Annotated in this window: 13 protein-coding genes; 2 read left to right on the top strand and 11 right to left on the bottom strand. The window is 35.8% G+C overall.

Annotated elements, in window-relative coordinates:
- Positions 1-94: 94 nt before the first annotated feature.
- The 7 genes from ACT53H_RS00335 to ACT53H_RS00305 all read right to left on the bottom strand — a co-directional run bounded on the left by ACT53H_RS00335 (position 95) and on the right by ACT53H_RS00305 (position 11,206).
- Complete coding sequence (locus tag ACT53H_RS00335; protein WP_476008339.1) at positions 95-2,191, bottom strand: sensor domain-containing protein; 2,097 nt, start codon at positions 2,189-2,191, stop codon at positions 95-97.
- A gap of 600 nt (positions 2,192-2,791) precedes the next feature.
- Positions 2,792-3,007: a hypothetical protein gene (locus ACT53H_RS00330; protein ID WP_003652142.1), complete on the bottom strand. Its 216-nt coding sequence runs from the start codon at positions 3,005-3,007 to the stop codon at positions 2,792-2,794.
- Between the two features lie 180 nt (positions 3,008-3,187).
- Positions 3,188-3,652, bottom strand: a complete 465-nt coding sequence (locus ACT53H_RS00325; RefSeq protein ID WP_004791909.1) for a MarR family winged helix-turn-helix transcriptional regulator — start codon at positions 3,650-3,652, stop codon at positions 3,188-3,190.
- A gap of 850 nt (positions 3,653-4,502) precedes the next feature.
- Positions 4,503-6,221 carry a fructose-specific PTS transporter subunit EIIC gene (locus ACT53H_RS00320; RefSeq protein WP_476008338.1) on the bottom strand — a complete coding sequence of 573 codons (1,719 nt, stop codon included), beginning with the start codon at positions 6,219-6,221 and terminating at the stop codon, positions 4,503-4,505.
- Complete coding sequence (gene pfkB, locus ACT53H_RS00315; RefSeq protein ID WP_476008337.1) at positions 6,208-7,155, bottom strand: 1-phosphofructokinase; 948 nt, start codon at positions 7,153-7,155, stop codon at positions 6,208-6,210. Before pfkB ends, ACT53H_RS00320 begins: the two co-directional genes overlap by 14 nt.
- Before the next feature lie 15 nt (positions 7,156-7,170).
- Entirely contained in the window at positions 7,171-10,026 is a 2,856-nt protein-coding gene (ptsP, locus tag ACT53H_RS00310) for a phosphoenolpyruvate--protein phosphotransferase (protein WP_476008336.1), read from the bottom strand.
- Between the two features lie 322 nt (positions 10,027-10,348).
- Complete coding sequence (locus ACT53H_RS00305) at positions 10,349-11,206, bottom strand: alpha/beta hydrolase family protein (protein ID WP_476008335.1); 858 nt, start codon at positions 11,204-11,206, stop codon at positions 10,349-10,351.
- 141 nt (positions 11,207-11,347) lie between these two features.
- On the opposite strand from ACT53H_RS00305, the gene ACT53H_RS00300 reads away from it, so the two are divergent.
- Complete coding sequence (locus ACT53H_RS00300; RefSeq protein WP_004791917.1) at positions 11,348-11,803, top strand: hypothetical protein; 456 nt, start codon at positions 11,348-11,350, stop codon at positions 11,801-11,803.
- A 25-nt stretch (positions 11,804-11,828) separates the two neighbouring features.
- Here ACT53H_RS00300 and ACT53H_RS00295 read toward each other — a convergent pair whose 3' ends face one another.
- The 3 genes from ACT53H_RS00295 to brnQ form a co-directional block, all read right to left on the bottom strand.
- Complete coding sequence (locus ACT53H_RS00295; protein ID WP_004791919.1) at positions 11,829-12,083, bottom strand: hypothetical protein; 255 nt, start codon at positions 12,081-12,083, stop codon at positions 11,829-11,831.
- A 273-nt stretch (positions 12,084-12,356) separates the two neighbouring features.
- Positions 12,357-12,770: a GlcG/HbpS family heme-binding protein gene (locus tag ACT53H_RS00290; RefSeq protein WP_004791921.1), complete on the bottom strand. Its 414-nt coding sequence runs from the start codon at positions 12,768-12,770 to the stop codon at positions 12,357-12,359.
- Positions 12,771-12,960: 190 nt separating this feature from the next.
- Positions 12,961-14,262: a branched-chain amino acid transport system II carrier protein gene (gene brnQ, locus ACT53H_RS00285; protein ID WP_476008334.1), complete on the bottom strand. Its 1,302-nt coding sequence runs from the start codon at positions 14,260-14,262 to the stop codon at positions 12,961-12,963.
- Between the two features lie 354 nt (positions 14,263-14,616).
- On the opposite strand from brnQ, the gene map reads away from it, so the two are divergent.
- Positions 14,617-15,411: a type I methionyl aminopeptidase gene (map, locus tag ACT53H_RS00280; RefSeq protein WP_476008333.1), complete on the top strand. Its 795-nt coding sequence runs from the start codon at positions 14,617-14,619 to the stop codon at positions 15,409-15,411.
- 42 nt (positions 15,412-15,453) lie between these two features.
- On the opposite strand, the gene ACT53H_RS00275 is transcribed toward map, so the two are convergent.
- Positions 15,454-16,353 carry a LysR family transcriptional regulator gene (locus ACT53H_RS00275; protein ID WP_004791928.1) on the bottom strand — a complete coding sequence of 300 codons (900 nt, stop codon included), beginning with the start codon at positions 16,351-16,353 and terminating at the stop codon, positions 15,454-15,456.
- Between the last annotated feature and the right edge of the window lie 129 nt (positions 16,354-16,482).

The following is a 16,482-nucleotide window of genomic DNA, read 5'->3' as shown; positions in this document are numbered from 1 at the left end:
GATTTATTATCTTTATGCTTATATTATGAACAATTTTTGAAAGATTATTGTTTATTTTTAGTATGAAAAAAAGTGAGAGATTTTATTATAAATTTTATCTTAAAGTGTGATAGTGACTTTCTAAGTAAGGTTGATTCTGTTTAAGTATTGAAATGACTTGATTGGCATCTATAGCAGATTCAAACAAAAATCCTTGGCCTATACTATATCCAAATTGTCGAAGTAGTTCTTCTTGTTCAGGGGTTTCAATTCCTTCTGCAATAAGCCCCAGTGATAAATTTGGAGCAAGTAATCCAATTGCTTGAACAATCGCATAAATTGATGGGTCATGTTGCATCTTTTGTATAAAACTACAGTCTACTTTTAAACTATCAATTGGATAGTCACGGATATGGGTAAGTGATGAAAAACCTGTACCAAAGTCATCTAGAGCAATATGTACGCCATGTTGTTTTAATTTATTAAGTGCACGGATCACATACTCTGAACCTCGATCGCCCAACATATGTTCAGTGACTTCTACTTCAATATAATGTGTTGGAATTTGAAATTGATTGATTTTTTTCAAAAGCCGTTCAGCATAGTTGTCTCTTAGAAACTCAACTGGAGCAGCATTGAGTGAAACAGGAAGGGGTTTAATACCAAGATCTATCCATTTTGCGATGTCGCGTAAAACTTGATGTTGCATCGTTTCACCGATTTTACTCGCTAAATTATAATCTTTAAAAGCCTCTGCAATTTGAGAAGGATAGCCTCTTTGAGCGGAAGTTGTATGCCATCGCAATAAAGCTTCAAAACCTACAACACGATGAGTTTTTAAATCGACTTTAGGTTGATAGTAGGGCTGGATGGTATGATGACGAATAAGCTGACGTGCTAAATTAAGCTGAGAAGCGACTGTTTCGGTCATCTGCATCATACATGGGTCATACATGCGAATACCACCACGGCCACGTGCTTTTAAATCATGCAATGCCATGTCTGCACAACTGAGTAAACCTGATTGGTCGACGGCATCTTGAGGATAAATCGCACAACCAATACTCATACCGCCATTTAGAACATTGCCTAAATAGGTAATAGGTTGATTCAGCTGCTGAAGTAAAATTGCGGCTAAGTCTCGCACATCACTTTCAGATTTAAGGTTATTAATAATAACTGCAAATTCATCTCCACCCAGTCTTGCGACAAAGCATCTTTCATCATCAACACAATGATTAAAACGTTTGGATAAAACTTTTAAAAGATGGTCGCCTGCGCTATGCCCTAATGTGTCATTAATATGCTTAAAATGATCAAGGTCAATTAATAGTAAACCCACACTTGTTTGGCTGTCTTTTGAATATGCAAGAGTGCGTTTAAGTTGAAATTTAAATGAACGCCGATTACATAACCCGGTCAGCTCATCTCTTTCACTCATATTTCTAAGTTGATTTTCTGTCAGATGCTGTTGAGTGACGTTACGGGATACACACAGTATTTGTATGATTTCACCATTTTCCCGATGAATCGGGGTCAGCATATTATCCCAATATTCGGGGTCCTGATCTGGTAAACAACTCATTCCGGCGAATCTGGCAACTTTGCCTTGAAGGGCTTTTTTTAAAGCGACACGTCCACGTTTACGAATATGAGGTGGCAAAAGCTCAAGCCATTTCATCCCAAATTTTGTTTCATCGACAGGGACACCTAGAGCGAGGCATCCTGATTTATTCATATGAGAAACGGTGCCGTCTACATTTAATACTTTAATGCAATCTACACTGATGTCTAACATTTGATTTTGTATTTCAATATTCTTTTGCAAGTTTTGTTGCTCTTGAATATCGTGATCAATATCTAAAAAGCTGACATACCATTCGCTGGCTAAAGAAGAGCCGCGATATTTGGATGCTTGAATGGAAAGTTTGCACCATCTATATTGATTGCCACTTTGTAAAAGTCGGCATTTTAATTCTATTCTTTTTTGCAGGCGAATTGCTTCGAGCCATCTATTTTTGACTTCGTCTAAATCGACAGGAGATATAAAATCTAACCATTGCTGAGGTAATGGAGAAAAAGTATCCTGCCAATATTCTGTACACTCTACATTGCAATATAATATCAAGCCATTTTCATCACTGACCCAAGTCGGTAGTGGAATCTGCTCAACAATAAAATGCTTTTGGGTGTTGTTCGACATTGAAGTCATAACATGCCTAGAAAGATTGTATGGGCGGGTAATCTAATTATTAGTCGTTATTGTAATCTTTCTGTAGTAATCAAAACAGTAATAAATAAATTTCAATTGTCTTTTTTTTGAACTAAAATTTAGATCTTAAATAAATTATATACTTAATATTTAATTTATGTTTTTGTTATTTATTGATTTTTATCTTTCTTAAGTTAAAAAAAGATTTATGCTTATTTTTGTAAAAAACTTATTAAAACAGAAGCTTATATTCGTCTTTACAGCGCTGTCTTAATAAAACCTGTAGAAATAAATTATAAAAAAGACATGAAGTAAATTGTGATGGATAAAATTTTAATAAAACAAAATTTAACCATAATATATATAAGAGCGGAGATTTTAAAAAGTCTAAAAAATACAATAACCACCATTAAGTTTACAAAAGTAATATAAAATAAAGGCTTATATTATCGTAAAATTCTTTCCATCAAGAAGGATATATATTTCCTTTTTGTGCATTTTATAGCCTACATTTTCCCCAAGATGTAGGTTTTTTTTATCCTTAATTTTTGACTTTATAATCTTTAAATATTAAAAATAAAAAAAGCCAAATGGCTTTTTTTATACAGTTTCAGGTTTTTTCAACTCTTGTTGAATATAAAGATTCATATAATATTGTTCAATATAATCATCAGCATAGTTGTTTGCTAAGGTTTTTGTTGCCACTTGTTCATGTTTTAAATAGCAGTTTGATTCGAGGTCTTTTTCAAGCACCCACCATTGACGGTTAATACGACGCACTTGAAACTTGTCACTTTTGTATTTTCTTTTAGCCATTTTCAAAAATTTGCTATGCAGTTGTTGAAAGAGAATTTCTACTGGAGTTAAGGACTCAAGTCAACAGATGAGAAGTTAATTGCTTATTTTATGTGAGGTGTTGTTTCTATCAATAGTTAGACAAGGCATTAAAATAAAAAAGCTCTCCTAAGAGAGCTTAATAAGATGTCTATCTTATTTTTAACGAGAAAGATTCTTTAAAAGTAATTTTAAACTTTCCATCATTTTTTCTAATTGCAAAGGGGTGATACCTTCGAAAGATTGTTCGAGTACTACGCTGGTTAGATCATTAATCTTATTGATCATTTCAGTACCTTTGTCTGTAAGTACTACGCGGGTGATTCGACCATCAGTCTGGCAAGAATAGGTTTCCACCAAACCTTCATCTTTTAGACGATAAACAATCTTGGTAGTCGTCGACATTTTTGAAATAATCATATCTGAAAGTTCAGAAACACTCGCATGGGGCTTACTACTTAAAGCCAACATAATGCGTCGACGTGAGTTATCTAAACCATATTTTTTTAAAGCATTATCAATGTTTTGTACATACTGAGCATGTACTTGAGTAATCCAATAATATGGAAAATCTTCAAGAGTAAAAGATTCTGTTGTAGGTAAAAAACGCGCATACTTCTTTGTCATTGACTTTTCCCCATACCTTGGTGGATCGCATTTCTGGTGAACTATCTTTAATAGTTGAAAAATATAGTTTCATCAAGCAAGTTATATCAGGACTTTACTTGGTGAGCAAAATTTATATAGCTAAATTTAACAATGACATGGTTTAAAGGATCTTGTCTTGATAAGTTTTCCTATACTTTGCACAAACTAAAAATACTCTTCTACTATGGTCAAAGTTTGTTGAAAGTTAATGTGACTTAATGAGTCATAGCCATTAATTCCTTAAAATCTTTGAACAGATATACAAGATTGCATCTAGGCTTGCTTGATCGTTAATTGAACGATATTGGCTTACAAGCGCATCGTAGAAAAAAAATGATGATTTGAACGTGGCATTGAACGAGATAGTTTTTGTCTCTAAAGTCATAATTATGAAAAATTAAGATATTTAAATAATAAATATTTATAAATATCAATTATTTAATTTGTTTTATTGTTTGTGAAATTTACCATACATTTAACATGAATCATCTCTTATTTAGTGAAATAAATTTGATTCATTTATTAACTTATTGATTGTTATATATAAAATTAAATAACTGGTGGAATAATTAACCATATTTTTTTAGCTTTTTTGTCTATAAATTATATTTTTAAGAGTTTTTACTCATGTTGCATGCTACTCATCTTCTAAATCTCAGATAGGTTCACTTTAACAATAAAGTTGGAGGAGGGAGTGCTAGCGCAGCTTATAGCGACAGTTATTCAGATTAAATTATGCGAGTAGCGTAAAGCGGGTAATTGAAGAATTTTATTTGTTAAAACATATGAAATGTAAAAAAAGGGAGAATTTATATTCTCCCTTTTTTAATTATGCAGTGGTCACAATTTTTTCTTCTATTTTTTTCTTAACAATCGCATAGCTTATGCCTGTAACGATACTACCTGCTGCAATAGCAGCGAGATATAGCCAAGCATGGTTAATTGCATTTGGAATTAAAAGAACAAATACGCCGCCGTGAGGAGTAACTAATTCGCAATGGAATAATGCAACAAGTGCTCCAGTTACAGCGCCCCCTAAAATACAAGTGGGAATAACACGCATTGGGTCTTTAGCTGCAAAGGGAATTGCACCTTCGGAAATAAAACATAAACCTAATACGAAAGCAGCTTTTCCAGCATCTTTCTCTCCGGTACTAAATTTATTTTTAGCAATGAAAGTCGCAATAGCCATACCAATAGCAGGAACCATACCACCCGCCATTGTTGCTGCCATTGGCATATAGGTATTTGTTGTCAATAATCCCACAGTAAAAGCGTAGGCTGCCTTATTGATTGGACCGCCTAAATCGATACACATCATGCTTGCTAATATAATTCCCATTAACACAGCATTTGTTGTACCCATGTTATTTAAGAAGTCTTTCATTAGCTCGAAAATATGTGCTACAGGTTGTCCAACCACGTAGAACATAATCAGACCAACAAATAATGTACCTAATAAAGGAATAATTAAAATCGGTTTAAGCGCCTCTAAACTTGTGGGAAGTTTAAGTTTTTTAGCGATAAATAGTGCGATATAACCCGCAAGAAAACCTGAAACAATACCGCCTAAAAAACCTGCTTGTAGCTGAGAGGCGAGTAAGCCTCCAATTAAACCAGGTGCAAGACCAGGGCGATCAGCAATTGAGTAGGCAATATAACCCGATAACATCGGAACCATGAGCATAAATGCGGCAGCACCAATTTGTTTTAATATGGCTGGTAAACTTCCAGCTTGCTCAGCAGCATTTAGACCAAAGCATAAAGAGAGAGCAATTAACAGACCTCCAGCGACCACCATAGGCAACATAAAAGAAACACCAGTTAAGAGATGTTTATATACGCCAACTTTTTCGGTTTTATCTTTATTTTCTGTCGATGCTTGTTGCTTACCTTGTTCTAAAACTTGCGCATTGCTGACTGCTTCAGCAAAGGCTTTATCTGTTTGCTTTAGAGCAAAGCCAGTACCACACCGATAAACACGCTTACCTACGAAACGGTCTGTGTTAACTTCAATGTCAGTCGCAAGTATCACAATGTCCGCTTCAGCAATAGCTTGAGCTGATAAAATATTTTTTGCACCAACAGAACCTTGTGTTTCTACTTGAATCTCATACCCAAGCTTTTCTGCACCTTGTTGTAAAGCTTCGGCAGCCATAAAAGTGTGAGCAACACCCGTAGGACACGCAGTGATTGCTACAAACTTTTTAGTAGTAGTTACTGCTAAGCTATTATCACTTAGCCAATCTTGAGCTGGCTTAAAATGATCAAAGACAGTTTGGAAAGCTGTGTGAGCATCATTTTTTATCTCTTCAATGCTAATGAAAGATAATGGATGTGTACCAAAACTATTAAGATCTTTTGGGCGTTGTCCAACAACAATGACTTGATCCAAGTTTTCATTTGCTTCGAATTCATCAAGCGAAATAATGTTATTTGGATAGCCCTGTTGGGATGCGACTTGTGCAAGTTTACGAGCTAAAATCAAAGCATTGACTTGCTGTTGCGGACTATTAATGACAAATAATAAATGTTTAGCAGTTGGCATCAGATTCACTCAATGAATTGATTGTAGTTTGGGCTTTTAATTGACTTAGTTTTTCAGCATTTGGAATCCGAAAGCCAATTTGAGTTACAGCATGGCTCGCAATTGCCGTAGCCGTTTTTAATGTTTCTTCGTCAGAGAAGCCATTTATTAAGCCATGAATCATGCCTGCTAAAAGAGAGTCACCTGCACCAACGGTACTTTTAACGATCACTTTAGGGGCTTTTGCATGAAGCGGGTGAGTGTCGTGTAGCCAGTTGACACCGTCTTCACCCATCGAAATAACGACATGCTCAATTTTAGCTAAGTTTTCAAAAAGCTTTTTTTGTTCAGAATAAGTCCTAGCAGGAAGCTGATAACTTTCTACTAACTCATCTGTATTTGGTTTAATCATCCATGGTTGACATTCAATTGCAGCGACCAATGCTTTACCACTTGTATCAAGTGCAACTTTTTTCCCTTGCTGTTGAATGAGCTTAATAAGTTGCTGTAATTCATCAACACTAAAACCTTGTGGAATGCTCCCGGCAATGGCAACTACATCTATCTGTGGCAAAATCATTTCGATTTTTTGAAAGAGGTTCTTTTTATCTAGTTCAGAAACTAAGAAACCTTTTCCATTTAAATCAGTCATACGCCCAGAATGTTCAGCAATTTTTATATTTTGACGAGTCTCGCCCTCAATATAAATAAACTCAGGTTGGAATTGAGCTTCTTTAAAATGATCATCAAAAATTTGTTTGTTCGTTGTTCCTAGAAAGCCAGAAACGATAACTTCATGCCCCAAATCTTTTAAAACTTGTGCAATATTTAACCCTTTACCTGCTGCATGTATTTCTACAGATTCTTGGCGATTTACCTCGCCAACCTGTAACTTATTGAGTTGTATCGTTACATCAATTGCAGGATTTAAAGTAATTGTTAAAACTTTAGCCATTACTGTTCCTAATCTTTAGATTTCTTGTTCGGATAACTGACGTACAGCAGTGGCGCTCTCACATTTTAGTGCGCGTTTTGCAAGCGCTTGAGCTTGGCTGTAGTTAAGTGTACGAATTTGGGCTTTTACTAAAGGAATACTATTTGGAGACATGCTGAGCTCATCTACGCCTAATCCCATAAGAATCGGTACAGCTTTTGGATCAGCTGCGAGTTCTCCGCATATACCCACCCATTTGCCATGCTTGTGCGCAGCTTTTACAGTGTGATCAATCAATTGCAAAATACTTGGGTGAAGGCCATCTGCTTCAGCCGAGAGGATAGGGTGACCACGGTCAATAGCTAAAGTATATTGGGTTAAGTCATTTGTTCCTATACTGAAAAAGTCCACTTCTTGAGCAAGAATAGGCGCAAGTAAGGCAGCAGAAGGAACTTCTATCATAATACCAACTTGTAAGTTAGTGCATGGATGTACAGCTTTAACTTCATCAAGAATAGCTTTGGCAGCACGCCATTCTTCCACACGGCCAATCATTGGAAACATGATTCGTAAAGGACGATCATCTGCGGCTTTAAGCAAAGCGATAAGTTGTTGACGTAACAGCTCTGGCTGTCTTAGTGTCAAACGGATACCTCTTAGGCCTAAAAATGGATTTTCTTCTTCAGCAATTGGAAGGTAAGGAAGTGGTTTGTCACCACCTACATCAAGAGTACGTACTACAAGTGGGCGACCAGCAAGGGCATCTAGCACAACACGATAATCTGCTTCTTGGGTAGCTTCACTTGGAGCACTGCTATGAGCCATAAAAACAAGCTCTGTTCTCAGTAAGCCAATTGCTTCTGCGCCACATTCAACTGCGTGTGCTGTAGCTTGAACTTTTCCTAAATTAGCAGCAACTTCGATTTGATGTTGATCTTGGGTAATCGCAGGTTCTTGGCTGTGACGTTCAGCCTCTTCACGAATTTTTTGTTGAAGCTCTCGTTCTTGTTTTGCTTGTTCGATTTGCTGAGTGTTCGGGTTTAATACAAAAGTCCCTGTATCTCCATTAATTAAAAGAGAACTTTTTTGTTCAATTTCTAGTACTTGATCACCAGCACCAACAATTGCAGGAATACCTAAAGCACGAGCAACAATAGCGCTATGTGCACTTGCACCGCCTACAGCTGTCAAAATACCCGCTACTCGATCTTTATTAAGGCGCGCCACATCACTTGGGCCCACATCATACATGATCAAAATATAAGGCTCTTTAGGTTCCTCGATGATAACCTCACCACAGAGCTGTGCTAAAACCCGATCGCCAATATCACGTAAGTCTGTAGCACGCTCAGCCAGTAAGCGGTCTGGTAAAGCTGCTTGCTCTTTAGCTGCTGCTTCAATATGTTCATGCCAAGCAGCAGGAGCAGAAAGGTTTAAGTTGATCTTTTGATAAACACCATTAATAAGATCTGGGTCGTCTAGCATTTCCAAATGTGCTTGGAAAATTTGCTTAATTTCAGCTACTTCAGATTTTGCAATAACTTGGTGAATATTGTTTTTAACTGCGTGAAGAGCAATATCAAGTTTCTCTTTTTCTGCTTTAACGCTTAAACCCATACGTTCATATTGATAAACCTTAGGTTTGATGACATGTACGGGGCCAAAAGCTAGACCACTAGAAGCTGGAATACCTGTATTTGTACTCAATGTTTTCGGCAATGATTTTACTGTTTGAGGCGATTGAGCTTCTTGGCTATCTGAAGATTGAATTGGTTCAACCTCTTCTCCTAAGCCTTGTTGCACGGCCTGAATAACTTTATCTAAAGCGTCTACAGCATCTGTTTCCGGTTCGGCAATAAAACGTAAAGTCTGGCCACGTTTACACCCTAAAGCTAAGAGGCGCGTCAAACTTTTGGCCGAAACAAAATTACCATCGTCTACTGCGACTTGAATATCACCTTGAAAACTTTTAGTTAAGTTTACCAAATGAGTCGCTGGTCGAGCATGTAAGCCATGGGCATTGGCTAATACAACTGAACGATGAGGCCAATCTGGAATAACATCTGCACCAATAATTTTAGCAATCTCATTTGGTGCTTGTGTTTGATCTATCTGTGCGACTTGTTCTGGATTAAATAAAATATCAATCAGTCGGTTAAATCTTTGGCTATCTAACTGCTCATTGGCAGCAATACAGACGAGTGTATTCAGTTTTTGTCCATTTACATCTAAAGCATGCCGTGGCTTTACAATACTGATTGCTGGTTGTTGAACAAACTTACTACTTGAAATAGACCAGATCTGGTCTTGTAACTGGATAACTTGATCTGGCTCAAGTGAGCTTAAAAAACCACATTTTACGAAATTATGTTTTTTGAGAATTTGAGAGGCTGACCACAATAAGTCTTCGATATCTTGAGATTCAATTTCAGTTTGAATTAAATTTTCGTGCAGAGTTAAGGATAGGGGTTGAGCTTGTAATAGTTCAATAATTTGCTCAGGTTGCGTCGCATTTTTTACTTGTTCACTTACATCCTGCATTAACGCTCTAGTTAATATTTGTAGTACTTGTAAATGCTCATCAGATTTTGCTGCAATAACAACAGCTAAATAAATTGTGTTTTCCCCATCCCATATTATTCCTTCAGGGAAGTGAGCTAATCGAATACCTGTTTGTAAAATAAATTCACGGGATTGTGGAGTACCATGCGGAATAGCAATACCTTGGCCTAAATAGGTAGCGCTTTGTTGTTCACGATTGATGAGTCCTGTTATATATTCAGGTGTAACTAACCCATCTTTTACTAATATATCTACTAGACACTGTAATGCATGCTTTTTATCAACAGCATGTTGATTCATATGAATATGTCGAGGCTCGAGTGCTAGCATACTTATCCTTGAACAATTTCTTAGGTTTTAACTAAAACAGAAAAAAAGAAGCTGTTTGTATTAAAATAGGTTGGTTTACCTGTTTTTAAACAACAGCTTCAGACAAATTACCATAGCAGAACTTTAAGTTTATATCGACGTATTTACGTAAATAATGCTTATTAAAAATACAAAGGAATCACGGCTTAATATATTTTAGTCTTTTATGGTAACTATAAATTTAATAAAGTTATTTTATGAAAAGGGGACTGCTAATAATAAAAAAACCTCTACACCGGATTACGGGCATAGAGGCAAAAACTAAATGATAGAATTTAAATTACTATTGAATTTCTTGCTCTAAGACTGACCACAGCTTTTGATGTGATTTTTTAAACATTAACATGTGCCCAATTGATTTATAGCCGAGTTTTGTTGGGTTCAGTTCTAGCATTTTAGTAGACGCATTCGGATATAAACTTAATAAATCTGCAACGTTGTGTTGAGTAGCAATTTCATCATCACTTGCCCAAATTGAAGTAATAGGGCAAATAATTTCAGTATGAAAGTCATGAAAGATAGTTTTACCAATAGCATTTTTCACATAGCCTGGGTGACTACAAAACTCTCGCCACTGTTGTGCGACTTTTTTAGGCAAGTTTTCACCCATTCCAATAAAGTGAGTAGCACCATAGCCTTTTAAACTACTCGAAATTGGAAAGATAATGTTAAACATGACAGGGGCTAGAAATTTTGTTTTACCTTTTAGTCCTTTTACATGGCCTGTAGAACCTGCTACTGCAACAACTTTTGCTACTTTATGAAAATTTGGCACAATCCCTAGCAGTTGCCCACCCGCACTATGGCCAAGAAGAGTAACTTTTTCTGCTTGGGCTTTTTCTAATAAAGTTTCAATTGCGCAAGGGATATCAAGCGTTCCCCAGTCATTAATACTCGCTGTACTTTGCTTTAACGGCCCATGCAATGAATCTCCAATTCCACGGAAATCAAAGCTTAATACATCATAGCCTTGCTGGCTTAACCATGTAGCAAAAGAATGGTAAAAGTTTTTTGTAATACCTGTTGCTGGACAAATCAAAACAGGATGTACCGATTTCTTTGATTGAGTTGGATAAAATTGTGCAGCAAGTTGATAACCATCTTCGCAGGTCATCCAAAATGATTCAAAAGTGTTATCCATAATATTACGTAATGATTAGCTTATTAATGACTTTAATTTACATGAGTTCCAAAACGATACTTGATTAAAATGTGACTATAAAGTCAAGATTTGTGCTATACAGCTCATTAAATTTTAATAAAACGAATAATTGGAAAAAAGATGGATTTACCGAAAGCTGTACAGTTAGCAATTGTGTTTAGTGGCATATTTTTATGGGTAGGAATGTTCACTGGGGTGTGGAAGTATTGGCAAATACGGCGTTCAGAGTTACATCGTGCCCACTATTATGTTGATATTGCTCATCGAAGTAGTTTGCTGTATGCGGCTGCTAGTCTCATTCTTGCTGTATTGAGCTATTTTACTGTTTTAAATGAAAATGTTGCTTTGTGGTGTGTGTTAGCTAATATTTTCTTTTTTAGCTTTTCAATATTGGTTTATATCATACATGGATGTTTACAGGACACGACAAATCAATTTAAAACTCCCCATCGTTTGGGCAGATTTAATTTACCTTCGTGGATGATGTCTTTTATGATGGTGGGATTAATTGTGACTGAACTATTGGCTACAGCTATTTTAGTTATTGGAACAATTTTTTTATTTGTAGGTGTATAAAAATGGATGATTGCTCATCCATTTTTTAAGAATTCAAATTTTGTTGACTAAGACGTCTTTTAGCTAGTTTTCGCATCTTATGATCGACAAAGGCCCACACACAAAATATGAAAGAAACGACCATCGCATACATAAAGTATTCGGGTTTCAGATTTCCTTTAATCATACCTTGAAACAGTAAAGTCAGCATAAGAGCAAGCGGTGTTACTCCATAAACAACTGAATCTTTGCTGTTCAGAGTGTTAATGAAGACTTGTTTGTTGAAATGTAATGATAACATCTCCATCCCTCCTTGTGGTTGCGCTAAAACCTAATGTTTTAGTCAAGAATAAGTTTTAAGTTTAATGTTGTACTGCTATTTTTGATTCAGTTCAATAGCAAATAGAAAATTTTTTGAGCAGTTTTATAAAAACCTCTATATTTATAAAGGTTTAAGGTATTAAAAAAGTAAATGTTTAATATTTTTGTATGAAATACTTATTCTTTTAGAAAAGAGAAATTATTTAAATGAAAAGTGCATTAATTTCTCTTTTCTGGGATTTTGCTTTGGCTATTATATTTTTTTAAAAAAACTATCGATCGCATGTTGAGCAATTTCTGCATCTTCAAAAGATTGAACACCCGATACACCAATAGCACCTAAAATTTCACCTTCATAAATAATCGGTATTCCACCTTCTAACATCCCTTGAGCACTAGGCATACTTAAGAAACCAAGACGCCCACTTTTTAGAAGTTCTTCGTAAAATTTTGACGGTCTACCTGATATTGAAGCGCATTTTGCTTTTTCTAGGCATAGATGTGTAGTTAGAGGAGAAGCACCATCTAATCGTTTCATGAATAATAGAGAGCTTGTTTCGTCAACAATTGCAATGCTGACTTTAAAGTTGTGTTCAATTGCATATTTTTGAGCTTCTTCCATTAAAAACTCTGCATCTGCTAATGTTAGGTAATATTTAGTTTTCATTGTTGCTCTTCTTTCCTGAGTAGCTAAAAATTATTTTAGTGTAATTTTACAGTAAAAATTAATTATATCTATAGTTGATTTGTCATTAAAAACTAGTGTGGAAATAAAATGCTGGTTGGGTAAACACAGCATTTTATTCAATATATAAAATCATGTTTGGATAAAACTCGATTTCAAAAAAGTCACTAGATTAAATGCTTTTGAATTTAACTTTGTCGATAATTACGGTAACTGCAAGAACAATTAAAGATGGGATCAACCAAGCTAAGTTTTGTTCATTTAATGGTAAATGCTGAAGGAATTCAGGTAAATAATTGCTGAAGCCTGCAACTTTAAGGCCATCGATAATACCGAAAATTAAAGCAATACTTGTTACTGAACCGACAATGAAAGAAGGTTTATGCCAAAATTTCCAGAAGAAGCTCAGCATAATCACCACAATTGCTGGTGGGTAGATTGCACTTAAGACAGGTACTGAAATAGCAATCAGTTTAGTTAGGCCAAGATTCGAAATAACGAAAGAGAAACCAACTAAAATAAATACTAAAAGCTTATATGGTAATTTCGTTAACTGAGCAAAGTACTCACCACACGCACAAGTTAAGCCAATTGCTGTAACCATACATGCTAAAAAGATTAGTCCAGTTAAGAATAATGAACCCATATTTCCAAAAGCATGTTGTACATATGCATGTAAAATTACTGCGCCATTTGCTGCATTTGGTGCTACTTCATGGCTACCTAAACCTAATTTGAATAAGCTTAAATAAACTAAAGTAAGGCCAACACCTGAAATGAGACTGGCAATAATTGCATATTTGGTGACTAACTTTTTATCAGTAACGCCGCGAGAGTAAATCGCTTGAATAATAACGATACCAAATACTAGTGCACCTAACGTATCCATAGTGAGATAACCGTTTACGAAGCCCTCTGAAACCGGAGATGTGACGTAATGGTTGATCGGAGCTGGTACGTAACCCGCAGGAATCATTACTGCTGCAATACCTAAAATTGCTAAAGCAATAATTTTTAGTGGGGCAAGTACATGTCCTACAGTATCCAATAACTTGTTTGGATAAAGTGAAACTACAGTTACAAATGAAAAATAAATTGCGCTATAGATTAAAAGACTACTACTTGAGGTTCCAAAATAAGAGGAAAAACCAATTTCATAAGAAACAGTAGCTGTACGTGGGGTAGCAAATAGAGGGCCGACTGATAAATAACAAACAACAGTTAAAATCAGACTTGCTACTCGACCTAAGGGAGAGCTAATAATTTCAATGGAACCCTGCATACGAGAGAGTGCCATGATGGTAATTACAGGTAAGCCGACAGCCGTAATTAAAAAGCCTAGTGCAGCTAACCATACGTGCTCACCAGCTTGTTGAGCAACGATGGGAGGAAAGATAATATTGCCAGCCCCAATAAAAAGGGCAAAGGTCATAAAACCTAAGGCAATAATATCTCCAGTACGAAGATGTTGCATAAATTAAAGATAATAAAAAAAGAAGGAATTTTAGAGCAAAAGTAATCATGATCAAGCGCTAATTTATGTGAAAAAGCTTTTTTTCAGGGGGTTAAAACCATATATAGTGTTATAAGCGTTTGTTTGGTTAAAGTATGTACTTGAAAGGCCAGGAAAAGGGGAAAAGAACTTCTTTTTAAGTTCTGACTTTTTATAAAAAATATGTAAGAATAAAAATATAAATTTTTATTGTGAATGCCGAATATTTAAGCATTTTAGGCTTTTGGTCTGAATTATATTCATCCTAAAATATTTTGACTTACCTTAGGTTTTTGTAGGGAAGGGCATGTTTCTTGTCTGCGAGGATAGAATTGAATGAGAGCTTCTACTGTTACCATTAAAACTGAACAAGATCTGGAAAAGTTAAGAGTTTCTGGACGCTTGGCTGCACAAGTTTTAGAAATGATAGGGGCCTATATTAAACCGGGCGTATCTACTGAGTATTTAGATAACCTCTGTAATGACTATATTGTAAATAATTTAAAAGTTATTCCTGCTAATGTGGGATATCACGGTTTTACAAAAACGATATGTACTTCAGTCAATGAAGTTGTTTGCCATGGCATACCATCGCCGAATAAAATTTTAAAAGATGGCGATATTATTAATATTGATGTTGCAATTATTAAAGATGGTTATTTTGGTGATACGAGCCGCATGTATTTTGTGGGTAATGTAAATCCACAAGCAAAAAAATTAGTTGATACAACTTATGAAGCGATGGTTGCTGGTATTCACACTGTTAAGCCAGGAGCTACATTAGGTGATATTGGTTATGCTATTCAGTCGGTTGCTCATCGAGAAGGCTATAGTATTGTTCGAGAATATTGTGGACATGGGATTGGTAAGATCTATCATGAACAACCTAATGTTTTGCACTATGGGCAGCGCGGGCAAGGTTTGGTCTTAAAGAAAGGAATGGTTTTTACCATTGAGCCAATGGTAAATGCAGGTAGACCGCAAGTGAAAGAGTTAAATGATGGGTGGACCGTCATTACTCAAGATCATTCATTATCTGCTCAATGGGAACATATGGTTGCAGTAACAGATACTGGTTTTGAACTATTGACCCCATGGCCTGAAGGTGTGGGGAACTATCCTGCAATTTGAAAAATATAAAAAAAGTTCGATAAATTATCGAACTTTTTTATTTTAACGCTCAGAAAGATGTTCAACTAAGTAATCAATGAATACTCGAACAGCGGGTAGCAAACCTCGGCGTGATGGATATACGGCATGTAATATTCCATGAGGAGCTTTCCATTCAGGTAAGATTTGTAAAAGTTGTCCAGACTTCAGAAAATCTTCTGCTGCACTCTCTGGTAGTAAAGCGATACCACAATTTTGACTCGCCAATTGCGCCAACATATGTATGTTCGTACCCATCACAATAGGGCTAACTTTGATTTTCTTCTGCTCATTGTCTGGTCCATGCAAAAGGAATTGCTGATCAAGGTGCTCTTCAGAAAGGCTTAAAATACGATGTTCGCTTAGCTGTTCAGGAGTTTTTATATCACCAAACTCATTTAAATAAGCCTGACTTGCAAATAGGCTCTGTTCTATAACAGCAAATTGTCTAAGTACTAAACTCGGGTCATCATCTAGTTTTGAGCGAACTCGTAATGCGATATCAATCCCTTCATTAATCACATCTACTCGACGGTTACTGACCATCAGTTGCAAACGAATTTCTGGATATTTTTTTAAGAAAGCAGGTAGGATTTTTGGAAGTTGATTTTGAGCAACATCAACTGGAACACTAACTTTAACAACACCTCTAGGTTGAATACTTAAGTGATCAACTAAGTCATGGGCAGCTTGAGCAGCATTCATCATGACTTGAGCATGTCTGTAAATATCCATCCCAATATCTGTAACAGCAAAATGACGAGAACTGCGCTGGATTAAGCGAACCCCTAAGTTTTCTTCTAAGCTGTAAACGCGACGACTTAATTTTGATTTTGGTATATCCGTTACACGCTCAGCAGCACTAAAGCCACCATGCTCAACAACAAGAGCAAAACAATAAAAATCATCAAGATCGGTGAGCATTAAAATATCCTATTTCTGCAACAACCATGATTTTACATTATTATTTTTGCAACGATAATTCTTATACTAAATTTTTTGTAAGTGGGGGGAAATTCATTGCTAATTCATAGAAATATTTTTTTGAAATTA

The sequence above is a fragment of the Acinetobacter sp. DMC2 genome (assembly GCF_056314305.1).
This window is presented reverse-complemented; position numbering and strand designations above follow the sequence as displayed.

Bases quoted from the DNA above. Each gene is read 5' to 3' on its own strand.
- ACT53H_RS00330 (WP_003652142.1), bottom strand. From the start codon at position 3,007: ATGGCTAAAAGAAAATACAAAAGTGACAAGTTTCAAGTGCGTCGTATT.
- ACT53H_RS00325 (WP_004791909.1), bottom strand. From the start codon at position 3,652: ATGACAAAGAAGTATGCGCGTTTTTTACCTACAACAGAATCTTTTACT.
- pfkB (WP_476008337.1), bottom strand. From the start codon at position 7,155: ATGGCTAAAGTTTTAACAATTACTTTAAATCCTGCAATTGATGTAACG.
- ACT53H_RS00295 (WP_004791919.1), bottom strand. From the start codon at position 12,083: ATGTTATCATTACATTTCAACAAACAAGTCTTCATTAACACTCTGAAC.
- ACT53H_RS00300 (WP_004791917.1), top strand. From the start codon at position 11,348: ATGGATTTACCGAAAGCTGTACAGTTAGCAATTGTGTTTAGTGGCATA.
- ACT53H_RS00320 (WP_476008338.1), bottom strand. From the start codon at position 6,221: ATGCCAACTGCTAAACATTTATTATTTGTCATTAATAGTCCGCAACAG.
- ACT53H_RS00275 (WP_004791928.1), bottom strand. From the start codon at position 16,353: ATGCTCACCGATCTTGATGATTTTTATTGTTTTGCTCTTGTTGTTGAG.
- ptsP (WP_476008336.1), bottom strand. From the start codon at position 10,026: ATGCTAGCACTCGAGCCTCGACATATTCATATGAATCAACATGCTGTT.
- map (WP_476008333.1), top strand. From the start codon at position 14,617: ATGAGAGCTTCTACTGTTACCATTAAAACTGAACAAGATCTGGAAAAG.
- ACT53H_RS00335 (WP_476008339.1), bottom strand. From the start codon at position 2,191: ATGACTTCAATGTCGAACAACACCCAAAAGCATTTTATTGTTGAGCAG.
- ACT53H_RS00305 (WP_476008335.1), bottom strand. From the start codon at position 11,206: ATGGATAACACTTTTGAATCATTTTGGATGACCTGCGAAGATGGTTAT.
- brnQ (WP_476008334.1), bottom strand. From the start codon at position 14,262: ATGCAACATCTTCGTACTGGAGATATTATTGCCTTAGGTTTTATGACC.
- ACT53H_RS00290 (WP_004791921.1), bottom strand. From the start codon at position 12,770: ATGAAAACTAAATATTACCTAACATTAGCAGATGCAGAGTTTTTAATG.